At 41.8% G+C, this 26,244-nt stretch carries 26 protein-coding genes and 1 riboswitch; of the genes, 1 reads left to right on the forward strand and 25 read right to left on the reverse strand.

Annotation, left to right across the window (positions count from 1 at the left end):
* Positions 1-150: 150 nt before the first annotated feature.
* The 14 genes from B5Y67_RS18715 to moaA form a co-directional block, all read right to left on the reverse strand.
* The gene (locus B5Y67_RS18715; protein ID WP_088227942.1) at positions 151-834 is read right to left on the reverse strand and encodes a response regulator transcription factor; all 684 of its coding nucleotides are present in this window, start codon (positions 832-834) and stop codon (positions 151-153) included.
* 55 nt (positions 835-889) lie between these two features.
* Positions 890-2,773, reverse strand: a complete 1,884-nt coding sequence (locus B5Y67_RS18720) for an ATP-binding protein (RefSeq protein WP_242976041.1) — start codon at positions 2,771-2,773, stop codon at positions 890-892.
* 457 nt (positions 2,774-3,230) lie between these two features.
* Positions 3,231-4,172: a polyprenyl synthetase family protein gene (locus B5Y67_RS18725; protein ID WP_088227943.1), complete on the reverse strand. Its 942-nt coding sequence runs from the start codon at positions 4,170-4,172 to the stop codon at positions 3,231-3,233.
* Between the two features lie 5 nt (positions 4,173-4,177).
* On the reverse strand, positions 4,178-4,375 hold the full coding sequence (locus B5Y67_RS18730; protein ID WP_088227944.1) for a hypothetical protein: 198 nt from the start codon (positions 4,373-4,375) through the stop codon (positions 4,178-4,180).
* A 417-nt stretch (positions 4,376-4,792) separates the two neighbouring features.
* Positions 4,793-5,596 carry a permease prefix domain 1-containing protein gene (locus B5Y67_RS18735; protein ID WP_088227945.1) on the reverse strand — a complete coding sequence of 268 codons (804 nt, stop codon included), beginning with the start codon at positions 5,594-5,596 and terminating at the stop codon, positions 4,793-4,795.
* Positions 5,583-5,927 carry a PadR family transcriptional regulator gene (locus tag B5Y67_RS18740; RefSeq protein WP_088227946.1) on the reverse strand — a complete coding sequence of 115 codons (345 nt, stop codon included), beginning with the start codon at positions 5,925-5,927 and terminating at the stop codon, positions 5,583-5,585. Before B5Y67_RS18740 ends, B5Y67_RS18735 begins: the two co-directional genes overlap by 14 nt.
* Positions 5,928-6,136: 209 nt before the next feature.
* Complete coding sequence (locus B5Y67_RS18745; protein WP_088227947.1) at positions 6,137-6,985, reverse strand: hypothetical protein; 849 nt, start codon at positions 6,983-6,985, stop codon at positions 6,137-6,139.
* A gap of 570 nt (positions 6,986-7,555) precedes the next feature.
* Positions 7,556-9,199, reverse strand: a complete 1,644-nt coding sequence (groL, locus tag B5Y67_RS18750) for a chaperonin GroEL (RefSeq protein WP_088227948.1) — start codon at positions 9,197-9,199, stop codon at positions 7,556-7,558.
* A gap of 31 nt (positions 9,200-9,230) precedes the next feature.
* Positions 9,231-9,515 (reverse strand): co-chaperone GroES, encoded by a 285-nt coding sequence (gene groES / locus B5Y67_RS18755; RefSeq protein ID WP_088227949.1) that lies wholly within the window; start codon positions 9,513-9,515, stop codon positions 9,231-9,233.
* Positions 9,516-9,783: 268 nt separating this feature from the next.
* Positions 9,784-10,623 carry an NYN domain-containing protein gene (locus B5Y67_RS18760; protein ID WP_242976074.1) on the reverse strand — a complete coding sequence of 280 codons (840 nt, stop codon included), beginning with the start codon at positions 10,621-10,623 and terminating at the stop codon, positions 9,784-9,786.
* A 133-nt stretch (positions 10,624-10,756) separates the two neighbouring features.
* A complete protein-coding gene (gene mog, locus B5Y67_RS18765; protein WP_088227950.1) occupies positions 10,757-11,254 on the reverse strand; it encodes a molybdopterin adenylyltransferase in 498 nt (165 codons plus the stop codon).
* Positions 11,254-11,688 carry an MOSC domain-containing protein gene (locus B5Y67_RS18770; protein ID WP_088228407.1) on the reverse strand — a complete coding sequence of 145 codons (435 nt, stop codon included), beginning with the start codon at positions 11,686-11,688 and terminating at the stop codon, positions 11,254-11,256. Before B5Y67_RS18770 ends, mog begins: the two co-directional genes overlap by 1 nt.
* Positions 11,689-11,807: 119 nt before the next feature.
* Positions 11,808-12,278, reverse strand: coding sequence for a cyclic pyranopterin monophosphate synthase MoaC (gene moaC, locus B5Y67_RS18775; RefSeq protein ID WP_088227951.1), 471 nt, complete (start codon positions 12,276-12,278; stop codon positions 11,808-11,810).
* A 3-nt stretch (positions 12,279-12,281) separates the two neighbouring features.
* Positions 12,282-13,253 carry a GTP 3',8-cyclase MoaA gene (gene moaA / locus B5Y67_RS18780; protein WP_088227952.1) on the reverse strand — a complete coding sequence of 324 codons (972 nt, stop codon included), beginning with the start codon at positions 13,251-13,253 and terminating at the stop codon, positions 12,282-12,284.
* Between the two features lie 68 nt (positions 13,254-13,321).
* Positions 13,322-13,453, reverse strand: a riboswitch (molybdenum cofactor riboswitch).
* A 209-nt stretch (positions 13,454-13,662) separates the two neighbouring features.
* Here moaA and fdhD point away from each other — a divergent pair.
* Positions 13,663-14,448, forward strand: coding sequence for a formate dehydrogenase accessory sulfurtransferase FdhD (fdhD, locus tag B5Y67_RS18785; RefSeq protein WP_088227953.1), 786 nt, complete (start codon positions 13,663-13,665; stop codon positions 14,446-14,448).
* Here fdhD and B5Y67_RS18790 read toward each other — a convergent pair.
* The 11 genes from B5Y67_RS18790 to B5Y67_RS18840 all read right to left on the reverse strand — a co-directional run bounded on the left by B5Y67_RS18790 (position 14,441) and on the right by B5Y67_RS18840 (position 26,176).
* Positions 14,441-15,052 (reverse strand): molybdenum cofactor guanylyltransferase, encoded by a 612-nt coding sequence (locus B5Y67_RS18790; RefSeq protein ID WP_088227954.1) that lies wholly within the window; start codon positions 15,050-15,052, stop codon positions 14,441-14,443. The genes fdhD and B5Y67_RS18790 overlap by 8 nt on opposite strands.
* A 90-nt stretch (positions 15,053-15,142) precedes the next feature.
* A complete protein-coding gene (fdhF, locus tag B5Y67_RS18795; protein ID WP_088227955.1) occupies positions 15,143-17,821 on the reverse strand; it encodes a formate dehydrogenase subunit alpha in 2,679 nt (892 codons plus the stop codon).
* Between the two features lie 57 nt (positions 17,822-17,878).
* The gene (gene nuoF / locus B5Y67_RS18800; protein ID WP_088227956.1) at positions 17,879-19,669 is read right to left on the reverse strand and encodes an NADH-quinone oxidoreductase subunit NuoF; all 1,791 of its coding nucleotides are present in this window, start codon (positions 19,667-19,669) and stop codon (positions 17,879-17,881) included.
* An 11-nt stretch (positions 19,670-19,680) separates the two neighbouring features.
* On the reverse strand, positions 19,681-20,163 hold the full coding sequence (nuoE, locus tag B5Y67_RS18805) for an NADH-quinone oxidoreductase subunit NuoE (protein WP_088227957.1): 483 nt from the start codon (positions 20,161-20,163) through the stop codon (positions 19,681-19,683).
* A gap of 11 nt (positions 20,164-20,174) precedes the next feature.
* Positions 20,175-20,771 (reverse strand): 5-formyltetrahydrofolate cyclo-ligase, encoded by a 597-nt coding sequence (locus B5Y67_RS18810; RefSeq protein WP_088227958.1) that lies wholly within the window; start codon positions 20,769-20,771, stop codon positions 20,175-20,177.
* A gap of 628 nt (positions 20,772-21,399) precedes the next feature.
* Positions 21,400-22,434 carry a tRNA (adenosine(37)-N6)-threonylcarbamoyltransferase complex transferase subunit TsaD gene (gene tsaD, locus B5Y67_RS18815; protein WP_088227959.1) on the reverse strand — a complete coding sequence of 345 codons (1,035 nt, stop codon included), beginning with the start codon at positions 22,432-22,434 and terminating at the stop codon, positions 21,400-21,402.
* Positions 22,431-22,895: a ribosomal protein S18-alanine N-acetyltransferase gene (rimI, locus tag B5Y67_RS18820; protein WP_088227960.1), complete on the reverse strand. Its 465-nt coding sequence runs from the start codon at positions 22,893-22,895 to the stop codon at positions 22,431-22,433. The genes tsaD and rimI overlap by 4 nt, the downstream gene beginning before the upstream one ends.
* Positions 22,888-23,613: a tRNA (adenosine(37)-N6)-threonylcarbamoyltransferase complex dimerization subunit type 1 TsaB gene (tsaB, locus tag B5Y67_RS18825; RefSeq protein WP_088227961.1), complete on the reverse strand. Its 726-nt coding sequence runs from the start codon at positions 23,611-23,613 to the stop codon at positions 22,888-22,890. Before tsaB ends, rimI begins: the two co-directional genes overlap by 8 nt.
* Positions 23,613-24,113 (reverse strand): tRNA (adenosine(37)-N6)-threonylcarbamoyltransferase complex ATPase subunit type 1 TsaE, encoded by a 501-nt coding sequence (gene tsaE, locus B5Y67_RS18830; RefSeq protein WP_088227962.1) that lies wholly within the window; start codon positions 24,111-24,113, stop codon positions 23,613-23,615. Before tsaE ends, tsaB begins: the two co-directional genes overlap by 1 nt.
* Complete coding sequence (locus tag B5Y67_RS18835) at positions 24,103-25,287, reverse strand: amidohydrolase (protein ID WP_088227963.1); 1,185 nt, start codon at positions 25,285-25,287, stop codon at positions 24,103-24,105. Before B5Y67_RS18835 ends, tsaE begins: the two co-directional genes overlap by 11 nt.
* Positions 25,235-26,176, reverse strand: a complete 942-nt coding sequence (locus B5Y67_RS18840) for a DMT family transporter (protein ID WP_088227964.1) — start codon at positions 26,174-26,176, stop codon at positions 25,235-25,237. Before B5Y67_RS18840 ends, B5Y67_RS18835 begins: the two co-directional genes overlap by 53 nt.
* Between the last annotated feature and the right edge of the window lie 68 nt (positions 26,177-26,244).

Here is a 26,244-nt window from a genome sequence, read left to right on the forward strand (position 1 = left end):
CTCAATTTTGGTAGATTTGTACGCAATCAAATTATACCAAAACCCTGTGTTCATGCGGAATTTTTATATCTGTTTGACCCAATTAAGCCGGAATTAGAGCTGATTTATTAGGTGCGAAACTTCAGTACTTAAAATACAAAGATGGAGAACTTACAAATTGCTAAGTTCTCCATCTTTGTATTTTAGGACAGCTTCCAAACGTGTTTTTACATTCATTTTTACAAGGATGTTACTAACATGAAAATTAACAGTTGCCACTTTAATTCCCAAAACCTCTGCAATATCCTTGTTGTGTAACCCTCTTGATACTAATTCAATAATTTCACTTTCTTTAGGTGTTAGCTTTTCTCCAGGTAGTTCTACAATTTCAGCAAGAGCATGTATCCTATCACAGTTATTTTCGGAAGGAAGGAAAATCTCTAAACCCTTCGAAAAATAAACTCCACTATTATAAACTTTTAGTATTCCTTGAATCATCTCCTGCACAGCACAGTCCTTTAATAAAAAACCATCAGCTCCTCTACTCATTGATTTAGTAATATAACCTTTTGGACTATACCCGGTCAGCATAATGATTTTTACTACTGGTTGAACCTTCTTTATCTTGTCAATTAAGTCAGTACCACTAGCATCGGGAAGCTTAATATCCAACAGTACGACGTCGGGTTTAGATACTGAAATTAAGCTCAAACATTCTTTTCCACTCTTAGCTATTCCGACTACCGAGATTCGGGGTTCAGAGGATAATAAGGAAACAGTTCCTTCCGCAAAAAGTGTATGATCGTCTACTACTAGTACCTTAATCTTTAGTAGTTTTTCAAGGTTGAATGGCACATCTATCTTCCTCTCATTTATAGAACACTCATAAAATTGATATGGGATAATCTTTTCAAACTATAGGTATTACAGCTCTAAGAATGGTACCCTGCCCGATTATTGAATTAATTTGAAACTCACCTCCTAAATTTTCCAATCGTTCTTTCATTCCAACAATTCCAAAGTGAACACTTGTCAGTAACCAATCCTCTATTTTACTAGTATCAAACCCTTTACCAGAATCGCTCACTGTCAATTCTAACCTTGATTCCTTCATTTTAATTTGAACCTCTAACTTTCTAGAGCCTGAATGTTTTAAGGCATTTGTTATACCTTCCTGTACAAACCGAAAAGCTGCTAATTCTACTCCTTCCGCATACCGTTCTTCGCGATTCATGCCTTCAGTCTCAAGGGAAATTAGCAATAACTCGTTATGCATAATTTCTTCACATAATAATTCAATAGCAGGAACCAGACCTAAATCAGTTAACGACGGAGGACGCAGGTCATTACATATTAATCGGAGCTCAAAGTTCAAATTTTCTACTAGTTCTCGCATATGACAAATTGCTTTGTTAGCCTTCGTGTTCTCACTACAATGACACTCTTCCACTAAGTAATTTAGCCAACGATTCATGTCTAGTCCTAATTGCAAAGGCCCATCATGAATCTCGCTGGCTATTAACTTTCTCTCTTTTTCCAGATTTCTAAACAAAGAGATATTTATTCCCTGAAGCCCCTGAGTTTTACGTTGTGCCTCGAGAGATCGTTGAGCTAAGTCATTTATTTCTTTCGACAGCTCCCGAATAACAAGTATAGTCTTAAGCCGATGAGCCATTTGACTGGAAACCAATTCAATTAACGGAAGTTCATCCGGCTCAAATTTAACATTCGATTTGCGATGACCTAAAAATATTCCAAAAGTGTAATCGTCACTAATAACAGGAATGTAAAGTTCGGCTGAATAATCATCCGAAAGAATTTTGGGATCGAAGCTAGTTTCCAAGTCTCTTTGAAAAAATTCCTCCAACGCATTTTGTTCGTTTGGTTCTTTTAAAAATCTCCCCGAAGCCCTTTTAAGATATCCCCCTTTACCATTCTCTACAATTATGAAAACACCCTCAATGGCCAGTCTTCGAATCATTTCTTCCATTATCAGATTTTCTTCATTAAGTATAGACAACTGCTCATTTAGTTCAAGAATTCTATTTTTGAAAGAATTCTTGTTATTTTTAAATATGAATTTATCTAACAATTTAGTTGTTGAAAATCTTAGTACATCAAAACCTCCAAAAAAGATTATAAATAAAACCGGAGTCCAAAGATATGGCTTCAGACTAAATTTTTCTGATTCTTTTAAAGCAAAAAGCAGGTAACTTATCACAAGACAGATAATTACTGCCGAAACGACGAATGGTATTATAATCTCTAATAGCCTTCGACTATCCGGTAAATATTTATTTACTACGGCATAATACGAGATAGCTGGAATCACTGAAACAAAAAGTGAACTAAAATGAGAATTCATAAGCGGTTGAAGTCCAAGGATAGTAGGAATTGCCGTCAGAAGAACAAATGGCAAAAAACCAACCACCATACCAATAAGTAAAATATTTACCTGATTTTTTTGCGGTTTATCTTTATGTAAACTTAATAAGGAACTTAAATTCCAAAGCGCAAAAAGACTACCAAAGGTCATTATTGCTAGGACCAGTTTTCTTAATGCGCTGAAGGAACTTGTAATATTTGCAGATTGCAACACAGTTATTAATAAGATAAACGCAAACATCAATTTGAGAATGCGACGACCCCAGCGATTAATCTGTTTATTTTTGTCTTTTAAGAAAACCGAAATAAAATCATTAAGGTAGATGGGCACAGCCGCAAAAATCATATACTCCAATTCCCGAGCAAATAACAAATCACGGCTCGAGGCTGAAGCTAAGACGATAGCCAAGCCCGTACTCCAGTTAAACCAAAATAACTTCCGAGCCTCGACCAGAAACGGGCGTCTTAACCAGGTAGCAAATCCTAAAAGCCAAAAAACAACCCCAAGGATTGTAAAGGGAATTTCACTTATAGTATTCTGCAAAATTGAGGGTATAGGAATATTAATCATCTGATCAGATATACCGTTTTGCTTAAGGACTTCGAACGTTGAGGCTCCCTCTGCCTCACTCCATTTCTGAATTAAGGAATAATTTTCGGGAGCGTCTTTGTCTATTTTCACGATAACATCATCTATACGGATCCCCGATTTGTAACCTTCACCTTGAGGATCCGCGGAAATGACTTTCCATTGTCCCTTAATTTCTCTAATCTTTAGGCCAATATATGGTTGTTTCATAGCAGCAAAAAAATAAACAAGCGCTAATAAGATAAAGACGGCACTAGCATAATAATATGCTTGCCGCCTAAACATTTTCTTCAACAAGTTTGATCATCTTTTCCTTACGATTTTCGAGAACCGGAAGCCTTTGCACCATTTCCAGTGACTTTCTCCGGAATAGTTCATACATAACTCTACAGTAGTGAACAACCCCTTCATCTATGGCCAGTTGTTTTAAATAATCTTGTTCTTGCTTTCCAAGCCTTTGTAATCGAGTCAAGTCTCTAAACTCGTCTGCTTTTTTGCCTTCTAGAGTGTTCAGTAGATAGACAAACGGAAGCGTTTTGCGGTTGTTAACAAAATCCCTTTTCTTCTCAAAGTTTAAGAAGTCATTTAAATCGTTCCATAGTTGGCTCATAATACCCAAATTTAATCCAAACTGTTCCGATTGTAATACTATATCTTCCGATGCTCCTCCTAAAATTGCACCAATTTTACATGCAGAAGCTGTTAGACTACCTGACTTTCGTTTTACCAAATCAAAATAATCATCAAGGGATACTTTTTCGCGAGTGTCAAATAATGCCTCTTGAAATTGACCATCACTTGCTCTTATCCACATTTTGTTTAAGGTCTGATTAACTTCCCTGTAAATACGACCATCTTGTATTTGCTCGACAGCCTCACTACTCAACATACTTAAACAGATAGCCAGATTGAGAGCGTTTGCTGTAGGAATTTTACGCCAAGGTTGGTCATCATTATCCTGATCCTGAATATCATCAAAAATGTCGGCTGCCAGGGCAGCTAATTCCATAGCAATTGCACCAGGTAGTGAAACTTCAGGCACTCCATTTATACATTCGCAATTCAACAATGTCAGATGGGCCCACCTGTAGGGTTCGCCGGCCTTACTATTAGCTTCCAAGGAAGAATACATAATATCTTGAATCTCTGAACTCAGAAGAGTTTTACATAGTAAATTGGTGATTTCAACTGTAATGCTTTGATCAAGATGATGGCCCATTTCCCTTATCCCCAAAAATCCAGCGGCGTAATTTCAAACGTCAAAATATCCCCGGACACCTCAAGCTTGGAAAAAACTTTTTGAATGCATGTGAATTCATTCATCCTCACTTCTTCCGATAGTACTTCCTCTTTTAACACCTCCGGGCTTTTAGGATTTTTGACTAATTTATGTACGAGCTCTGCAATCTGTTGATAATTCATTTTTATAACATCCTTTCTTCGATTATTTGATAGTTTTTGAGATAATAATTGTATCAAGTTCCAATGTCAAACACAGTTTCAGTAATTTTCTGCACTTTCAGTCATATTATTTAATTCTCTTTTTTATTTGCGTTCCCTGCAATGAAATTTGGATAATCCTGTCGAATCCGAAAATTATTCTGTAAAAACCAAAATGGAACACCTTTGATGAGATATCTCTAGAAACAATATTGTAAAGTATCTTGTAGTGAACTCGTTCAGCTAAAACTGAACATCGGGGCTTCGGTGGGGGACTCTCCCTCCACCGAAGCAAGGTATGGGAACCACTCCCACTTGTAGAAGCGGGAGTCTTATAATTGGATAATCCTTAGTGAGCCTTAAGATTTCCATTTGGAAGAGATAAAATATATTCCTTGCTTATACAATTTGCTCTTTTGAATTTCTTCCCCTTATAAAAATTGCCATAAATACCTGAGGAACCAGACACATGATAGCAATAGCTGTTAAGGCTTTAGGGACATTCTCAAACCCTCCGAAGTTACCATTTACTGCATGATTATACATAAAGCAATTAATTTGAGTACCTAACACTAGTAAAAATAGCCCAATGAAACTAGTTACTGTCCACACAAGTCCAAACTTAATGCTTCTTGTAATTCGATATAAAATAAGAAAACAAGCAATATTGACAGCTACCAATAGCAGCACGAATCTTAGGCGCGGGAATACTTCAGATAAATAGACAGCTGTCACAATAAAACCCTGGCAATATATCACTGCTTTTCTTACATTAGTAGGAGCATAGATAAACGCAAATGAAGATTCAATAACAAACATCCCTATTAGATAAACCAGTTCTGCCAATCTTGGAATAAAAATACCGAGGACTATTTGATCTCCAAACCCAATAATTCGTAATAGGCTGTTACCCATATCAGCTGACCCTAAAACGGATAGAATTAAAATCAAACCTAACCCTATGCCAACTAAGTTTGGACGATGCGTACGGTCAAGCTGTTTTCCGACGATAACGGGATCACCCATCTCGGCAATAGCCTTCTTAGTTGCCTCTTCCTCATCGAGTCCATCATCTACAAAGGCGCTAATTTGATCGTTAATATGATTATTGATTTCCTCTAAAAGAGAAGACTGAATCTTCTTCCAACGTATCTGTTGGCGCACAATTTCCAAGTACTCAGGGATTATGCTAGTCTGTTGCAAAACTTGCACCTCCTAACACTTCATTTATCGCGGCAATGTACGTTTTCCATTCTTCCCTTTTCTCATTTAAACAATTGTGGCCATTTTTCGTGATACTATAATATTTCCGTACCTTCGCATTATCAGCAATGTCTTCATACGAAGTGACCATGTTCTTTTTCTCTAAAGTGTGGAGCAACGGATATAATGTACCGGCTTTTAACTCAAAAACATTATTTGACTTTTTCCGAAGCTCTTCAATCATTTGGTACCCATACATATCCTTTTCATCAAGCAGTCTTAAAATCAGCATGGTAGTATTCCCGGTTAAAAAACTTTTATCAATTGTCACATTATTCCCTCCATATATAGATCATCTATGCACAATTATATATAGATAATCTATATATGTCAAGAAACACTAACACAAACCTGCAGGAAATTTGAGTAAAAGTTGGAGCAAAAAAATGTTAGTCAAATAAGGCTATTAGTAATTACATATACGTAATGACTACAATAGCCTTATTTGCTTTTGTTATAAGGTAATATCATTTGAATTTACTAATTATTGTACACATTGCCATCCCCATCTGCTTTGTCATATTGACCTCCACCCACTCTAGTAAATCTAAGTTTAGCGTTGCTAAACGTTTTAGAGCTTCCGTTAATCAAAAAGGAATAATATCCACTTCCTGTATAGTTTGTCGATCCCCAAACGGTATCTCCGTACCAATTAGGTTGAACTACTGCATATTGAATATTTGGGACATAACCTGAAAGCCGATCTGTTGAATATTGATGCCCTTGAAGTAATACTTGGCTATAAACTGAGTTTATATTAAACGAATTTGTACTATACAAAGTCGTATACAGCCCTGTAAATGACCAACTACACAATGAAGTAAGAGCGGCGGGGGAAATCAAATTTTGGGAAGTAGTTACCGTAGTCGGGTTTGTATCATCTCTACCTGAAATCATGTTTTCGCCTTTTAACACCTTAAATTTGGAGTCTTCTAACGAACCAGGGGTTACTATAACTTTCCATTGCCCATTAAAATTACTAACTGTAAATGGAACTTGGGATAAGTCTCCGTTTTTAAACGTCAATTCGGTTATGTATTTCCTCGAAGTTCGCGAAAGTATTTCCTGGGTTAGAATTTTATACGACGTTAATTGTTCTGATTGGTTTTCAAGTATTTGAGAATAAAATTCCACCCTAGAGGTTGAAGATACTCTAGAATCATTTGAGAGAGATATCATCTGATTAATATCATTCTTTTGAGTAGCCAGCAAAAATGAAGATAATACACTATTTGCATCTTGATTACTATTACTAGCTAATGCATCCACAGGCAACATAGACATTACCATCATAAGAACTACTAATACGGCACTTAACTTAATTTTCATGAAAATTCCCCCTCTTTTAATAATTAGATTACCTTTTCATTACAGCCTAAACAGTCTTAATTTTCATCCCCCTTATAAGCCTTCTTTCATACTTTTACTAAATACCTTTCAAAATCTTGATCTTCATCTCTTTATGGTATTTGTTAATAACAAGATTATCGTTAATTTTATATTTTGTCCCTAGTAAAACTACTAGGTATGTACAATAAAATTTTTCTATTGTTTTAAAGCTAGGCTAGACATTAACTTATAGAGATGTAATGAAGAGCTCACCAAATAAAGTCCTCCATCCTTTGTTGAGTCAATATCTAATTATTTGTTATCAAATCTTATTAAGATTTGACTCGAATTGTAAGATAATTGATAATTCCAGACATAATAATCTACGATAATTGACGACATAAAAAAGAGGCTTCTCAAAAGTTCAGTGAACTCATGAAAAACCTCTAATTTTCCCAATACCCCTTTTGGGTATTAATTATTTTCTCAGAAAATGTTACGCTTTTGTTACCCCTTTTAGGGGAGCTTATGCCATAAAATCGGCTTGTGTCAAGGATTACAGGCGTTTACTTACATCATTCCGCCCATTCCGCCCATGCCACCCATTCCGCCCATACCAGCCATAGCAGCAGCACCATTGTCTTTAGAAGGCAGGTCAGAGACCAAGCACTCAGTGGTGAGCAACATTGCAGCGATGGAACCGGCGTTTTGCAGAGCTGAACGTGTAACCTTAGCAGGATCCACGATACCAGCTGCGATCATATCTTCATAAACTTCGGTTACAGCGTTGAAACCGGTTCCTCTATTGGAGGAGCGAACTTTCTCAACAACAACCGAACCTTCTTGACCGGCATTGTTAGCGATTTGACGCAGGGGCTCTTCCAAAGCACGGCGAATAATCATAACTCCTGTTGCTTCATCGCCTGTCAGTTCAAGTTTATCTAAAGCACTGATAGCATCGATCAAGGTTGTTCCGCCGCCGGCAACAATACCTTCTTCAACGGCAGCACGGGTAGCAGCTAAAGCATCTTCAATCCGAAGTTTCTTTTCTTTCATTTCGGTTTCAGTAGCTGCACCGACTTGAATTACAGCAACGCCGCCGGATAATTTTGCTAAGCGTTCCTGAAGTTTTTCACGGTCGAAGTCTGAAGTGGTCTCATCGATTTGTCTCTTGATTGCTTCGACACGTTTCTTTATATCCTCAGCGTCACCGGCACCTTCCACGATGGTGGAGTTTTCTTTAGTAACGCGAACTTGTCGTGTACGTCCAAGCATATCAACAGTAGTGTTTTCCAGTTTCAGGCCGAGATCCTCGGTAATAACTGTTCCGCCTGTAAGTACGGCGATATCTTCCAGCATAGCTTTGCGTCGGTCACCGAAACCAGGAGCTTTAACACCGACACAGACGAATGTGCCTTTTAATTTGTTCACAATGAGGGTAGCCAAAGCTTCTCCGTCAATATCTTCAGCGATGATTAACAATTGACGGCCTGCTTGTACGACTTTTTCAAGTACAGGCAGAACATCTTGAATTGAGCTGATTTTCTTATCGGTAATCAGGATGTAAGGATCATTGAGCACAGCTTCCATTTTTTCAGTATCAGTAACCATATAAGCTGAAATGTAACCGCGGTCAAATTGCATACCTTCAACAACTTCTAACTCAGTCGTCATACCCTTAGCTTCTTCAACGGTGATAACTCCGTCTTTACCTACTTTTTCCATAGCTTCAGCGATTAAGCTGCCAATTGTTTTATCACTGGCAGAAATTGAGGCAACTTGAGCAATAGCTTCGCTTGTTTCCACAAGTTTAGCATTGGCTTTAATGTCTGCCACAACGAGCTCGATTGCTTGCTCAATACCACGTTTAATTCCCATGGGATTGGCGCCGGCTGCGACATTCTTTAAACCTTCTCTAATGATGGCTTGGGCCAAAACGGTTGCGGTCGTTGTTCCGTCACCGGCAACGTCGTTAGTTTTGGTAGCGACTTCTTTAACAAGTTGAGCACCCATATTTTCAAATGGATCCTCGAGTTCAATGTCACGGGCAATAGTAACTCCATCATTAGTGATTAAGGGAGATCCGAATTTTTTATCTAATACAACATTACGGCCTTTAGGTCCGAGAGTAACACGAACAGCTTCTGCGAGAGCGTTTACACCACGCTCTAAAGCATGTCGAGCATCTTGATTAAAAACTATTTGCTTTGCCACGTTATTCACTCCTTAAGTAAATGTTAATTAATTAACCGAGAATAGCCAGGATATCTGCTTCTTTTAAAATCAGGTAGTCTTCACCATCATACTTAACTTCAGTACCTGCATATTTAGAATAAATGACTCTATCACCTGGTTTAACATCAAGTGCAATGCGAGTCCCTTTTTCCATTTTGCCAGGTCCTACAGCCACAACTTCGCCTTCTTGCGGTTTCTCTTTAGCCGTATCCGGCATAATGATTCCGCTCTTTGTTTTTTCTTCCATCGGGAGCGCTTTAATGACTACCCGATCTGCGAGAGGTTTAATGTTCATGAAGAAAAGACCCTCCTTAATGTTATTTGTTAGTTTATAATTTGTTAGCACTCGGCTTTATTGAGTGCTAACAATATCACTATAATAATATGCAAGGGGACAGCGGAAAGCAACCCCCCCAAATAGCCGAATTCGCTCTTGTATCCAAATTATATCTCATTTCCTCCAATTTCCTATATAAGCCGTTTGATTATATAGCTTAGATCTTACTCGAAGACCTTTAAATCACTAGAAACTATAGTTTCCATATTATTACCATTTTATTCATCTACTCCTCCGAAATTAGTTTTAATTGGCGTTGGGTTACTTCATCAAGCATAGGCCCAAGGGCTTCCCTAACTTTCTTGTGTTTTTGGTTAAGAAGGTAGATCTTAGTTTTGCCTATTTTCAAATTGCTGTCCAGATGCTCCTTCTCAGAAAGCATATTTTCCTTCAATAAATACCGGATCAACTCTTTAACTTGAGGAATTGAGCGTCCTAAAAGCTCAGCTAAGGCTGCTCTTGCCTTTGTCGAAGCCACATAAGGTAATCGGATTTGAAGCGAACCAATAATTTGGACCCCCCGCTCCAAATCCGTTTGCGGTAGATACTCTGCTTCTGGGTTCTCATGAAACACCCATTCTAAAAGGTCGTCTCCTTCACAATAAGGCTGCAAAGAATGATGGACACTGCCGCCTACCCCAACAACTTTAACGTCTTTACCCCAAGCTCTGATTTTGCGTAAGAGGGAAAGGAAATCGCCATCACCTGTGATTAATAAAAACAGGTCGAAGGTCGCTGTTCGTGTGAGCAAAATTTCTTGAGCTTCCAGCATCAGTTCTAAATCAGCAGCATTACGGCGCAATCCGGTACTAGCATAATTATTCTTACTAAATACATGTCTCGTGAAAACATTTGTCTTTTCAAAGTTTGTTTGAGTACGCCAAAATTCCTCACGATCAAAATTAGCATACAAATAAATAGCCTGCAAATCCAAGGCGTTTTTTTGGGCGTAGGTTTGTAAATATTGAACTAGCTGTTCCGGTGTCAGTTCATAGCCTCGTTCAAGTAAACTTGTCCAGATATTTTCGTAATCAACAAACGCAATGGCTTTAGTCATTGTTATCATCACCTTTCAAGCCACCTCTGTGATATCATACGCTAAATCCTGGACAAGAGTGACAAGCAAAGGGATAAAGTTAAAGAGCTTTCACAAGACTGTGCAAGCCCTTAACTCTAAGACGTTATCCTATTTAGTTTTCTTATTTATCGGGAGTGGCACATTCACTCGCTTCTCCCTTGAGAATTTGAATACCATGCGGCAAAGCCGAAGAAATTGCAGTAAAACATTCGCGAACAGCCTTAGGACTTCCAGGCATATTGATAATAAGAGTTCGCTTTCTGATTACAGCCACAGCCCTGCTTAGCATTGCTTTTGGAGTCGCTTTTAAACTTTCTTGACGCATCACTTCCGCTATGCCCGGTACTAACCGATCAGCAACAGCCAGTGTTGCTTCAGGTGTGACATCTCGAGGAGAAAAACCAGTACCGCCGGTCGTCAATATCAAATCCAAGTTAATTTCATCGGCCCACAAACACAAGGTTTTTTCAAGGAGCAATTGATCATCTGGAAGCACTGCATATTCAACAACCTCCCAACCCATTTCTCGAACCATCTCTTTTAAGGCGGGACCTGAATGATCTTCTCGTTCTCCGCGTGAGCCTTTATCACTTGCCGTAATTATTCCAACCCTTACCACTATTCTATCACCTCAATAGTATCCCCTACACGAACTGCTCCGCCTTCCAGTAAGCGAATAAAAATCCCTTCCTTGGGCATGACACAATCTCCCGCTTGATAGTAGATTGCGCATTTAGAGTGACATTCTTTGCCGATTTGAGTTACTTCGCCAATACTTGTTGCACCTATTTTTAACTTTGTGCCGATGGGAAGCGAATATAATTCCAACCCTTCCGTCGTTAAGTTCTCAGCAAAATCTCCGGGACCAACGTCCAACCCTTTGTCCTGCATGGTTTTGATGCTTTCCATACCTAACAAACTGACCATTCGGTGCCAATTCCCGCCATGAGCATCGCCTTCTAGCCCAAAACCGACCTTTAAGATTCCCTCACCTATATTTTTTTTACGCATTCCTTTTCGTTCACTAACGCAGACTGCAACAATTTTACCCACCTTCATCGTCTCTCTTTCCCTGAATGTTCCATTTTACTCGCCCTTTATAAGAAGAACCTGACCAATATGATATTTATAATTGTTTAGCTTCTTATTGTACCTCTTGTTCTTGCCTTTGATCAACGCACATAATGACCACTTTTGCCGCCCTGTTTTTCTACCAAGTAGATTTCTCCAATCGTCATGGATTTATCAATGGCTTTACACATATCATAGATGGTCAAGGCGGCAATACTCACAGCCGTCAGGGCCTCCATTTCAACTCCTGTTTTTCCTTGAACTTTTACAATCGCTTCAATCTCAACTTCTCCCGGGTCTTTCAAATTGAAGCTCAGTTTAGCACCTGTTATTCCCAAAGGATGACACATGGGAATTAGCTGGGAAGTCTGTTTGGCCGCCATAATTCCTGCAACCTGGGCAACTGCCAAGACATCTCCTTTAGCAATACCCCCGCTGCGAATTCGATCTAAAGTCTCTTGCTTCATCTGGACACTTCCATGAGCTACTGCAACTCGAGAAGTTTCTGCTTTATCACTGACATCGACCATGCGGGCACGCCCTTGTTCATCAAAATGAGTTAAATCGTTCATCCTCTAACCTCCGATTTGAGACATAATACGCTGGCCTTGCAGAGCTTCTTCATTCATATGATGCTCAGAAGGCTTACGCCATACTGCTTGGGCAACTATATCCAACAGATCTTGATCTGAACTGCCATTTCGCAGCGCTTCCCGCAAATCAATTTCTAATTTACTATGCAAACACGGCCTGAGTTTGCCGTCAGGTGTTAAACGTATGCGATTACAGGTACTGCAAAAATGGCGACTTAAAGCGCTGATAAACCCAATACTTCCTTTAAAGTCACGGAGCTGGAAGTATTCTGCCGGTCCCCCGCCTAAAATCTCTTTTGAAGGAACATATTGCTTAATTCCTAACAATTCTTTCATCTCTTGTATAGGAACAAAATCACTTCGTCTTTCGGAACTCGAGCCAATCGGCATGAGTTCTATGAAACGGATATGAATGGGATACTGCTTGGCTAGTGTTAAAAAACCAGGCAGATCTTGAGTATTAAAATCACGGACAACGACAACATTAACTTTTACCGGTTTCAGCCCAGCTTCAAGAGAACGGAAAATTCCTTGGATCACCTTCGAAACATCTCCGCCGCGTGTAATCTCAGCGAACCGCTCAGGATTCATCGTATCCAAACTAATATTTACACGCCGTACACCTGCAGCTTTTAAATCAAAGGCCATTTCAGAAAGCAACATTCCATTGGTGGTAAGCATTAAATCATCAACTCCGGGGATTTGTGATCCTTTGCTCAGGAACTCCAGAATCCCTCTGCGGACAAGAGGTTCTCCCCCGGTGATGCGAAAACGATGAAACCCCAGCTGCGTACTAAGCCTCATTAAGCGAAGAATTTCTTCAAAAGTAAGGATGTCCTCATGAGGCATCCATGCTACGCCTTGACTTGGCATGCAGTACTTACAGCGGAGATTACATCGATCAGTTACGGAAATCCTTAGATAGTCAATTTGTCTTTGAAATTGATCCTGCATAAAATCCCCCTCTTATTATTACAAGATAAATAAAAAAAACCACGGTCTGTAAACAACCGGGGGATTATTTCCTCCTGTCAACAGACTCCTTTCCAATGGGAGATATTACAGTTTCCCGTAATACCCGAGTGTCTTAAAACACTTGTCTGGTTCCCATAGCCTTTGCCTTAGGAAAGCCAGCTTCGGAGCATTCAAAATTTTTCAAACCTTCATACCATGAAAAACCATAACTAATGAATCGTTATAAGTTGTCCAATTGCAACACTTATTATATTACGTATTCCTTATACTTTTCGAGATAAGACACCAAAATCCTCTATATTTTTCAGTATCAGATTTAAAGAAAAAAGGATTTAGATTTGTCTTAAAATATTGTAAACTAGAGTTAACAGGGTACGAGGAGGTACACATGACTAAGGAAATAGTAACTCATACCATTTTAAAAGCCAGCGGCCTTCAGCTCGAAGAGGTTGAAGACTGTATAGTCCAAGAAATTCCCTTGACCGTTCACTACAACGGGGAAGAAATTGCTACCCTTTTATGTTCTCCTTCACAAACCGAAGAACTAACCTTAGGTTTTTTACTCAATGAGGGCTTTATCCAAACTCCCAATGACGTCTATGAACTTCGCCAGGACCCTGCTGATCATTTAGTATGGATCGAAGGTAAACCATGCCTCTTGCAAAAGGAACTTATGAGCAAACGTTTTGTTTCAGCTTGCTGTGGAAAAAGCCGAGCTTCATTTTGCTTCGCTAACGATGCGCTTATGGTTAAACCGCTCGTCTCAACTTATCGTATTTCTCTTGAAGAAGCCTACAAATACGCCGGTTTTTTGCAGAACCATCTTCCGCTTTTTCAAGCAACCGGAGGAGTCCACAGCGGTGGGGTAGGACATCAAGGCGAAGTGATCTTAACCAGTTACGACATCGGCCGCCATAACGTTTTTGACAAATTAAACGGCAGTGCCTTTCGCTCCGGATTACAGCTTGAAAACCATGTTATTTTCTTTAGCGGCCGAGTATCTTCTGAAATTCTTTTAAAAGTTGCTAAAATGAAAGTTCCCATTCTCATCGCACGTGGTGCCCCAACTGATATGGCCTTATCTCAGGCCGCTGCCTTAAACATTACTGTCATTGGCTTTGCACGGGAACAGCGCTTGAATATCTATACCTGTCCCGAACGAGTTATCATTTAAGGATATTTAACCATTCCTGCGGAGTATTCACATTACAAAAAACATCATCTAAACCCGAAAAACTCGTTAGTTCAGTTTCTTCCACATATTTTATGGAACATGCAGAGAACAAATCGGTAATCTTGAGGCGACCGGCCTCAAGATTTTTTTTAATTTCCGGCAGGCAGTTCCGATGATAAAAAGCATGGAGAGGATGAATTACTGACTGAAACCGTGGAACTACGACATCATAGTCTGGTGCCCAACGAAACAGAAAGCGGATAAGCTCTCCTTGCAGAAAAGGCATATCACAAGCGACAAAAAAAACAGAGGGGTTGTCTGCAGCTTTCAAACCCTGATAAAGTCCTGCCAATGGTCCCTGATCACGATGTTCATCTTGAATAACCGAAAAATTGTAGTCCTTATAAAGTTCCGGCTCATTACTGCTGATTAGGACTTCGGAAAAGGTATCTTCCAGAACGTCTAGAGTACGTTCCACAAGAGGCTTCCCTTCTAATTCCAAGAACGCTTTATTCTTCTTCATGCGCGAGTTTTTTCCTCCGGCCAGCAAAACTCCCGTCGCCTCGAGCTTAGGAAGCCGTTTTATGGTGTCTTGAAGTATCATTTTCTCAAAGCCCCCTTGTACGAAGGTTTACTTTCTGGTGAACAATTGAAAAAGGGCCTTCGCTAAATACGAAAGCCCCTTTAGTATTTACTAGAGTTTTGAAACTTTTACACCACAGACCTTATACTCATAGGTCTTAGTGACTTTGTCGTAAGCTCCATTAGTTAAAACATTGGTCGGCGATCCTGCATAGTGAAGAGTCATAAAAAGCATGCCCGCAGGCACCCGTTCAGTTACCTTAACCTTCGTATTAAGTTCTCCCCGGCGAGATGCTACTTTTACAACGTCACCATCACTGATTCCTATTTGCTTAGCATCAATAGGATTGAGCTCTGCTAATTCCTCCGGTGAGTTCTTAATCAACCCTTCAGAACTTTGCGTAAATACATTATAATGCGAAAGTTTCCGTCCTGTGTTGAGAAGGAGAGGGTACTCCTTGTCAGGTTGTTCATGAGGCAGCTGATTTTCACAAGGAACGAAAAGCCCTTTGCCTCTATTAAATTTTCCTTTATGCAGGAACTTAGTCCCAGGATGATCCGCAGTTGGGACCGGCCATTGCAGTCCTTGAGTTCCCAGGCGCTCATGGGATATTCCGGCAAATTGAGGCGTTAGCTGGGCAATCTCTTCCATAACTTCTGCTGACGATGCGTAGGGGAAAGGATAACCCATTCGATTTGCCAGTTCGCAGATGATTTCGCCATCAGGTTTAGCGTTCCCTAAGGGTTTTATGGCCTGATTTACCATCTGGAACCGGCGCTCGGTATTAGTAACAGTTCCTGTCTTTTCGGCAAAACTAGCACCTGGCAGAACCACATCGGCCAGCAGTGCTGTTTCCGACAGGAAAATTTCCTGCACAACGAGGAAGTCCAAAGCTTTTAAGCCTTTGCGGACATGATTAGCATCCGCATCCGTCATTACAGGATCTTCACCCATGATATACAAAGCACGCAGTTGTTTGTTCACCGCAGCGTCAAACATATCAGGAATCATAAAGCCCGGATTCGGATCAAGGGGAACTCCCCAAGCGGCCTCAAACTTTGCTCTCACCTCTGGATTACTAACCTGTTGATAACCGGGATAAACATTGGGCAAAGCTCCCATGTCACAGGCACCCTGAACGTTATTTTGCCCGCGCAGCGGATTAACTCCTGTAGATTCCTTGCCTATATGCCCTGTAAGCATGGAGAGATTTGCCAGACTCAAAACATTATCTGTACCGCAGGAGTGCTCAGTAATTCCTAAAGTATAGAAAATCTGTGCCCGTTCGGCAGTTGCATAAATCCTTGCTGCTTCCTCGAGTTGTTCTGCCGGCACACCGGTAATCTGGCTGGTGTACTCGGGGGTATATTTCTGAAGGGTTTCTTTGAGTTTTTCAAAACCTTCCGTACGTTCTGCAATGAACCCACGATCTTCCCAGCCCTTGGCAAGAATAATGTGCATAATCCCGTTAACCAGAGCAATATCCGTCCCTGGGCGAAGTCTTAGCCATACATCTGCCTGTTCAGCCAAATCAATGCAGCGTGGGTCTACTACAATTAGTTTTGCGCCTTTAGCTAATGCTTGCCTCATCTTCGTCCCAATGACCGGATGAGCCTCCGTTGTATTCGAACCGATAACAAACATAACCTCGGCATTTGGAATTTCGTTGATAGAATTTGTCATAGCACCTGAGCCGAATGAAGTGGCCAGACCGGCCACTGTGGGAGCGTGTCAGGTCCTGGCGCAGTGATCAACATTATTCGTTCCGATCACCGCGCGCATAAATTTTTGCATTAAATAATTTTCTTCATTAGTACAATGTGCTGAACTTAAAGCTGCAAGAGCATTAGGCCCATAAGCATCCTTAATTTCGCGAAATTTCGAAGCAACTAAATCTAAAGCCTCATCCCATTCCGCCGGAACTAAGACGCCATCCTTTCGGATAAGCGGGGTCGTTACGCGTCTGGAGCTATAAATCATATCCATCCCAAAACGGCCTTTTACACAAAGAGCCTTGCCATTTACAGGAGCTTGCGGGTTCGATGTTACACCAATGACCTGACCATCTTTAACATTCAGGTCAAAGTTACATCCCACACCACAAAACGGACAAGTCGTTTGAACTTTAGTGACTTCCCAAGGACGTCCTTTCCCAGCCATTTGTTTTTCCGTCAGTGCACCCACGGGGCATACTGAAACACAAGAACCACAAAAATCACAATCCGATTCGTTGAGGGGTATATTATAGGCGGGACCTACCTGAGTGTTAAATCCGCGGAAGGAAAAGTCTAACCTGCTTTTTCCTTGGATTTCTGTACAAGCCTTGATACATTTCCCGCACAAGATACATTTATTAGGATCTCTAATGATGAAAGGATTTGCATTATCCACAGGAAGGTCGCGTTTTTCCCCTGCGAAAACGTCACCTTTTACTCCATACTCATAAGCATATTCTGCTAAAGAACAATTCCCCATTTTTTCACAGGTCATACAATCTAAAGGATGATTGGCAACTAATAATTCTAAAATCGTTTTACGTGCCGCGCGAACCTTTGGATTTTGCGTCTCAATTTTCATGCCTTGTGCCACTTGGGTAACACAAGAGGGAGGAAGATTCCTCATTCCTTCAATTTGAACTACACATAAACGACAAGCACCAGAAGGGGTAAGCTCCGGATCATGACACAACGTAGGAACAGGAATATTGTTCATGCGGCAGGCTTCAAGCACAGTTGTTCCTTTGGGAACGCTTACTTCACGGCCGTCAATAGTTATTGTAAACCACTCCAAAGTGTTTCACTCCTCTCAGTATATCTATCATAGCGATATTGAAAACGCAAACCCAGACTACGAACGGCTTACTGCTCCAAACTTACATTTATCCATACAAGTACCGCACTTAATACATTCATCTTGGTTAATAACATATGGAGTATTCTTATCGCCTTTGATGCAGTTAGCCGGACAGTTTTTGGCACAAAGACTGCATTTTTTACACTTATCGGCATCAATTGAATAACTCAATAACGCTGAACAGACATGTGCGGGACACTTATGCTCTAAAATATGGGCCTCAAACTCATGTCTGAAATATTTGAGCGTTGCCAGTACAGGATTTGGGGCATTCTGGCCTAAGCCGCAGAGGGATGTTTCTTTGATCGTTAAGGCTAGATTCTCTAAGGTGTCGAGATCTTCAATTTTCCCTTCGCCTTTCGTGATTTTGTCCAGAATGTCGTACATCCGCTTATTGCCTTCGCGGCAGGGGGTGCATTTTCCACAAGATTCTTTCTGGGAAAAGTTTACGAAGAAACGGGCAATGTCGACCATACACGTCGTCTCATCCATAATGACAAGTCCGCCCGAACCGACCATTGCTCCAGCATTGGTCAAGGTTTCATAATCTACGGATAGATCGAGCATGTTCTCAGGCAAGCATCCGCCTGAGGGGCCTCCAATCTGCACAGCCTTGAAGGCTTTGCCGTTCTGGATTCCACCCCCAATATCAAAGATAATCTCCCGTAATGTTGTTCCCATTGGAACTTCAACCAGACCTGTATTATTTACTTTTCCGGTCAGAGCAAAAATTTTCGTCCCTTTGCTCTTCTCCGTTCCAAATTGAGCATACCACTCTGCTCCATGACGGATGATATGCGGAATATTAGACCAGGTTTCAACGTTATTAATATTTGTCGGTTTCCCCCATAAACCGCTCACAGCCGGAAAGGGCGGCCGAACACGCGGCATTCCGCGCTTGCCCTCGATGGAAGCCATCAGCGCTGTCTCTTCACCGCAGACAAAGGCTCCTGCACCGGCAAATACTTTCAAGCGGAAATTGAAGCCGGAATTAAAAATATTGTCTCCCAAAAAGCCCGCTTCTTCAGCCTGCTTAATAGCTATACTGAGATGTTTAATAGCCAAAGGGTATTCCGCACGGCAATAAACATAACCTTCATCAACACCCATTGCATAAGCTCCAATGAGCATTCCTTCAATAACGGAATGCGGATCACCTTCAAGAACGCTGCGATCCATGAAGGCCCCCGGATCTCCTTCATCGGCATTACAAATTATATATTTTTTGTCACTCGGCGTTTGTTGACAGAAACTCCATTTTAAACCTGTTGGGAATCCTGCACCACCTCGTCCACGCAATCCGGATTTTTTAACTTCTTCAATGACGTCGTTCGGTTTCATCTCTTTGAGCACTTTTTCAAGGGCTTTATAACCGTCGCGAAGCGTATAATCTTGAATACGCTGGGGATCAATAACCCCGCAGTTTTTCAGGACAATTCGATGTTGTTTCGCGAAAAACCGGATGTCGGACATTTTGGTCACGGGTTTTTGAGTTTCTGTGTCTAATAATAATAAACGTTCAACCCTTTCACCTTTCATAACATCCGAAGCAACGATTTCTGCAATATCTTCTCCTTGAACACGAGTATATAGGACATGTTGAGGTTCGATAACAATAGTTGGTCCTTTTTCACAGAAACCTTGGCATCCTGTACCGACAATAGTTACAGTCTCTTCCAGCCCTTGACGCTTTATTTCCTCTTTTAAAATATCAATGATCGGAAGTGCCCCAGAAGAAGCACAACCTGTTCCTGCACACACTAGAATCTTTTGATTCTCAGCCATCCCTTAACCCCCTACTCGTATTTGGCCAATATCCCGGCTATCTTCTCCGGCAGCAATCGTCCATGAACCTCATTATTGATGGATATTACCGGGGCAAGTCCACAGGCTCCAATACAGGCTACGATTTCCAACGTAAAACGTCCGTCTTCCGTTGTCGCGCCGTCTTTAATTTTTAATTCCTTTTCCAAAGTTTCTAATACTTTGGCTCCCCCGCGAACATGACAGGCCGTTCCCATACAAACATTAATCAGGTTGCGTCCTACAGGAGTTAAGCGGAACTGGGCATAAAATGTTACCACACCATAAATCCTGGATAACGGTATACGGGTCGCTTTGCTAATGTGTTTAAGAACGTGAGCAGGCAAGTATCCATAGACTTCTTGAGCTTCTTGTAAAATCGGGATCAAAGGCCCCTTTTCGCTTTGATACTTGGCAATAATTTCATCCAATTTGATCTCTTTAGGATCGACGAGATCCTCACACGCAGTGCACAAATAAATACCCCCTATTGTTTCCTAGATTCAAAATGGTAAACATTCTTTTCAGTTATTAACATGGTCATTTTAACATCATGATCATCCACAGGGACTTGATCAATGACTTGACATTCAAAACCTATAGCAATTCGGGGTACGGTCGGCTTGATCCGCATAAAAAACCGATCATAATAGCCTCCTCCGTATCCCAAACGATTCCCCTGCAGATCAAAGCCTGCACCGGGCACAAGGATTAAATCAATCTCTGAAGGCTCTGTTTCACCAAGCTTCAATTTAGGTTCACGAATTCCCCAAAGTCCCGGTTCAATATCCTCGCTGAGATTGCGTACTTCAATTGACAGAAGTATCCCTTGAGGCGCACAACGAGGCAAGATAAGTCGTTTTTTCATGGCAAGGGCAGCCTCAGCTAAGCCCGTGGTCTCTGCCTCATCGCGAAAATTAAGAAACAGCATGACAGTCTGAGCCTGTCTATAGTCTGATAAGGCCAAAACCTTCTCCTGAATTAAACGGCTCTTGTCAGCTCTTTCTTTCTCCCCCATACTTCCGCGCTGGGCTAAACAGGATTTGCGTATGATACCCTTTTGCAATGATGTCTCCTTACTCATCTCTTGCACTGCCTTTCGGTAAAATCACATGTTTATTAGAAATATTCGATCAATAGCGGCAAACTCCTTCTTCTAAATTTTAATTTTTATTATGTATAGTTAGAATTTTTAAATTATCATTATACCAAAATATTGAGCTATAGAATTCATGAATATTTGATGATATACAGCATAATACGATGGTTTTCTACATTAATCAGACAATTGCGCTAATTAATTCTAGAATTAAAGTTTAACTATAAATGTTTTATTGAGCTTGCATTATTTCGAAGTTGTTCACATTTTTTCAATCTATACGGACATGTTTAGGAAAAGTCTTAACGTTTTTTAACACACATTTTTATCCACAGCCTAATCCCCAGTTTAACTGCCTTCCCGGAAAGTTATCAACATTATCCACAGGGTCTGTGGGTAACTTTATCCCAACTGTCCACCTTTATCTTAAAACCCTCAACCCGCTATCTATACTTATCTACAGACTTATTCACATTATCCACAGTTTTACCTTATCCACAGCACCTTACTGCCAAGGATATTTTTCTTTCAAAAGAATACGAAACAAAGCGAGGAAATCTAACGTCCTCGCTTTGTTTCGTCGAATTCATTTTCATTTAAACCACAATAATCACTATAGCGACTTTAAATTTAGTCCTGGAACTGCATTCAATGTCCAAGGTGCAGCGTCTCCTGCGAGGAAATGATAGTAGCCAGCCGCGGCAATCATTGCCCCATTGTCTGTGCAAAACACCGGTGAGGGATAAACTAAACGTACTTTTTGCCGGGATAACTCATACTCAAGAGATTCCCTTAATAAACGATTTGCTGCAACTCCACCCGCTAAGAGAAGCGTTTTAACCCCAGTCTGCTGAAGAGCAAGCAGTGCTTTGTGAACTAGAACGTCAACAACTGCTTGCTGAAAAGAAGCCGCTAAATCAGGGACATTTAAGGTTTCACCCCGCATACGGGCAGAATTCAAAGCATTCAAAACAGCTGACTTCATTCCGCTGAAACTAAAATCCAAACTTCCAGGCTCTAACATGGCGCGCGGAAATTTAAACGCTTGCTCATTACCGTCTTGAGCAGCTTTTTGAATCTGAGGTCCTCCTGGATAACCTAAACCCAAAGCTCTGGCCACTTTGTCCAGAGCCTCACCTGCCGCGTCATCCCGAGTATATCCCAAAACTTCGTATCTCCCATGATCTTTAAATACAATAAGATGCGTATGTCCTCCAGAAACCAGAAGGGCCAAAAGAGGAAATTCCAGATCTTGATGTTCCAGGAAATTGGCATAAATATGCCCTTCCAAGTGGTTTATCCCTAACAGAGGAATTCCGGCGGCATAAGCCATAGCTTTGGCACCGGAAACGCCCACCAGCAGAGAACCCACGAGTCCTGGTCCATAAGTTACCGCAATCGCTGAAAGATCTTTAAACCCAACGCTGGCCTCGGCTAATGCCTGTTCCACTACCGGACGGATATGAAGGCTATGCTCGCGGGAAGCTATTTCCGGTACCACGCCTCCATATTTCTGATGAGTCACAATTTGGGAAGAAATAATATGGCTGCGTAAGTTTACCCCATCAACTAAAACAGCGGCAGAGGTCTCATCACAGCTCGTTTCAATGCCTAAAATAGTAATCTGCTTCTCCTGACTCACCGTCATCGTTCATCACTCCTCCCCAATTCCGCCCACATAATCAAGGCATCCTCCCCCGTGTCTGCATAATAGCCTTTGCGGACCCCTGCTGCGCTGAAACCCATGCGCCTGTATAAATCCTGGGCTGGATAATTAGAGACGCGTACTTCGAGAGTCATCCGATCCATGCCTAAATTAACCATCTCGTTCATCACAGAACGCATCAAAAATTCTCCCCTGCGTTGACCCCGATAGTCAGGAGAAATAGCAATATTCGTGATATGTCCTTCATCAAGAATGAACCATAGTCCCATATACCCGATCACTCGGCCATCCAACTCCAGACAACGATACTGGGCATATTCGTTGTCTTTAAGTTCTGCCGCAAAGGCTTGTAACGACCAGGGAGTTGAAAAGGAAGCATGCTCGATTTCCATAATAGCTTCAAGATCTTCCATACGCATTGGACGCACCAATCCTTTATTCATGGTTCTCTCCTTTGCGCGCCCGCTCTTTTTTGGCCCAATTGACCTCGGCCTCCGAAAAACGTATATAAAAGGGTTCTACCTTTTCGCCTGCACCAATCTCTTGCCAGCGTCTCCATACCTCTTGGGCCGCATAAGCCCCCCTTGGTAAGCTTAAATAATCCGGCAGGACAATAGCTCTGTCCCCAAGGGCAGCTTCAATTTCTTGTTTGGCTTTTCCGGCAGCATCTCCGATAAAACAAATCCGCTGCTTAAGTTCCTTTAACTGTTCCAAACATTCGCTGATTGAAAGGGCTTGTGGAGCCATTAGGCACTCTGCAGAAGCACTTTCCGCTGTCCAGCGATAGCGGGCTGTATACCACTCATTCTTTCGTGCATCCAATATGGGTACTATATCTTCGTCTCTCCCCCAGCCAGCCCAGGCGAGAGCATCGAGGGAAAGTATCCCTGCCAACGGCAATTTCAAGACCTGTGCCAACCCTTGGGCTGTAGCGATGCCAATCCTTATCCCGGTAAATGAACCCGGTCCTCTCACAACACCTATTAACTCCAGTTGAGACAGTGTCCAAGCAGCAGCAGCAAAAAGCTGGTCCAGCATTGGAATAATTCGTTCTGAATGGGTCTTTGAGGTATGTAAGAAACCCTCAGCAACGACCTTTCCATCTTCGGCTAGGGCAATGGCACTCACTTTTGTTGTTGTATCTATGGTTAAGTATTTCATTAGGATCCCCCAAGCTTTCCTTCCTTAGAGTGAATCATGGCTGTAATCCGTTGTTCCCAATTCCCTTCATTGACATGAAAGACAATTTCCCTAGGCTGTTCCCCGCTCCCAAGGATCTTAACGTCCAGGCGATTTTCCGGCAAATAATCCTCAGCAATTTCCGGCCATTCAATTAAACAAATAGAATCCCCTGAAAACGATTCCTCAACACCGATCACTTCAGCTTCGTGAGGATGCTGCAAACGGTACAAATCCATATGAACTAAGTGAATCTGAGTTCCTTGACATTGGCCTTCGTATTCATGAATTAAGGTAAACGTCGGACTGGCCATCGGTCTCGTGACCCCTAACCCTTCGCCGATTCCTTGAGCAAAGGCAGTTTTTCCGGCGCCCAAATCCCCAATTAAGGCAAGGACATCGCCGGGCAGCAAGTACGCTGCTAAATATTTTCCCCAATTTTTAGTTTGTTCAGCTGTCACACTCGTTACTTTATAATCCATTACCAGCCTTCCTCGCTTCCGGACAGACCATCTTCCCGTCGATAATGACATAGTGAGGACGCGCACCCAATTGAAAGGGATGTTCATCCCAAACAACAATATCAGCGTCTTTACCAACCTCTAAAGAACCGATACGATCAGCAACACCGAGGATTTCCGCCGCATTAATGGTGATGGAACGAAGAGCATCTTCCTTATCCATTCCTGCTTTGTGAGCCAGAGCAGCACACAAAGGAAGCTGTTCTATGGGGGTAACTGAGTGATCGGTCATAATAGCTACTTTAACTCCTGCTTTAGTCAAGATTCCCGGAGTTTGGAAAGATTTATCCTTTAATTCAACTTTCGAGCGGTTTGTCAAAAGGGGACCAACCACCGCAGGATACCCCAACTCAGCCAACTCTTCGGCAATTTTGTGACCTTCCGTACAATGTTCAATAACTAAATCAACGTCAAATTCCCGAGCAATACGAATTGCCGTCATAATATCATCCGCCCGATGGGCATGAGCGCGCAAGGGAATTTCCCGCTGAATGACCTTCATAAGCACTTCCAGGCCCAAATCCCTCTCCGGAAGTTTATCCGGATCTTTTTTCCCATCCTCAAGCTTACCCTTATATACTTGAGCATCAACTAAAGCTTGACGCAGGAGTGCTGCCGTGCCCATCCGGGTCATGGGCATTTTCTTTTGTTCACCATAAACCATTTTAGGGTTCTCGCCAAAAGCAATTTTTAAACCTGCAGGATCTCTTACAACCATTTTATCGACAATTTTACCTGCCGTCTTCATGACTACTCCCGTTCCGCCAATAACATTACCGCTGCCGGGGCCGGTAAAGACAGCTGTAATCCCGCCTAAGCGGGCATCGCGAAAGCCTTCGTCCTCAGGATTAATACCATCAATGGCCCGCATATCCGGTGTCACCGGATCGGTCATTTCATTAAAGTCTTCTCCCTCCCAGCGGTAGATCTCTTCCCCAATACCTACATGACAGTGAGCATCAATCATACCGGGCAAAACGAGACATCCGGAAGCATCGATCACCTCAGCATCCCCGGGAACTTCCAATGTTTCTCCGAGAGCCGCAATTTTCGATCCCTCGATTAATAGATCCCCCACGAAATCACGCCCTGCCATCGTATAAATCCGGCCGTTTTTTATTAGAAGTTTCCTCATTCTTTCTGTTCCTCCAATTTAATAATAAAATTCCCGCTAAAACAAATCCCCCGCCAATCCACTGGGTCATGGTGGGAAATTCCTTTAAAAAAATTGCAGCTAACACAAACGTCATAGGCAATTCAAAGGTACTCAAAATAGCGGCCTGATCAGAGCCAAGACGTTCAATGCCCAACAACGTCATATAAAAAGGAATGATTGAGGCAATAGTAGCCAGCAAAAGGCCTAATTCCCAGATGTGCACATTCTGCCAAGGAATGCTCATAATTTCTCCCTTCGAGACAATGAGCAGGGAAACAGCACATACCCACTGGCTAAAACACATGGCCGCTAAGGGTGACACTTCAGCCAGCACAACCTCTCCCACAAGATTGAAAACCGCGTAACCTATTGCCGCCGCTAAACCCAAGAGAATACCAGCCCAAGCCACTCCACTGACACCCGAAAATATCCCGCTGGCCAACGTCGTCCCGCCTAAGGTCAAGCAGAGAGCTGCCAATTCCTTACGACCGATTCGCTTGTGCCATAAAAAGACTCTCGCCGCAAGAACTAAGGCCGGATATAGATAAAGAAGAAGTATAGCTACAGAAACGGGCAGGAATATAAGCGCGTAAGCATACAACAAGCTTGTTCCCATTGTTCCCACGACACCCTGGAGCAGCAGCCAGCCAAACATCCGTAAAGAAATTTTGAAAATCTCCCGTTTAAAGATAACTGTATAGCTAAAGAGGAGAATAGCTGCTACCCAAGATTGTAACGCAATGACTTGGATTGGGCCAAGTCCAAGGCTGTAAGCCCCTTTCAAGAGAATAGACATACAAGCATATCCAGTTCCAGCTGTTAGGACAGCACCTACTCCCTGCCAACGCTGCATTTGAACCTTCTGCACTGAAGACGGCCCTCATTTCTATCAAAGTTAACCAACTGCCACCCTATAGCAAGGTACTTTGGGGATCA

The sequence above is a fragment of the Desulfosporosinus sp. FKB genome (genome assembly GCF_002196705.1).
Taxonomy (GTDB): Bacteria; Bacillota; Desulfitobacteriia; order Desulfitobacteriales; family Desulfitobacteriaceae; genus Desulfosporosinus.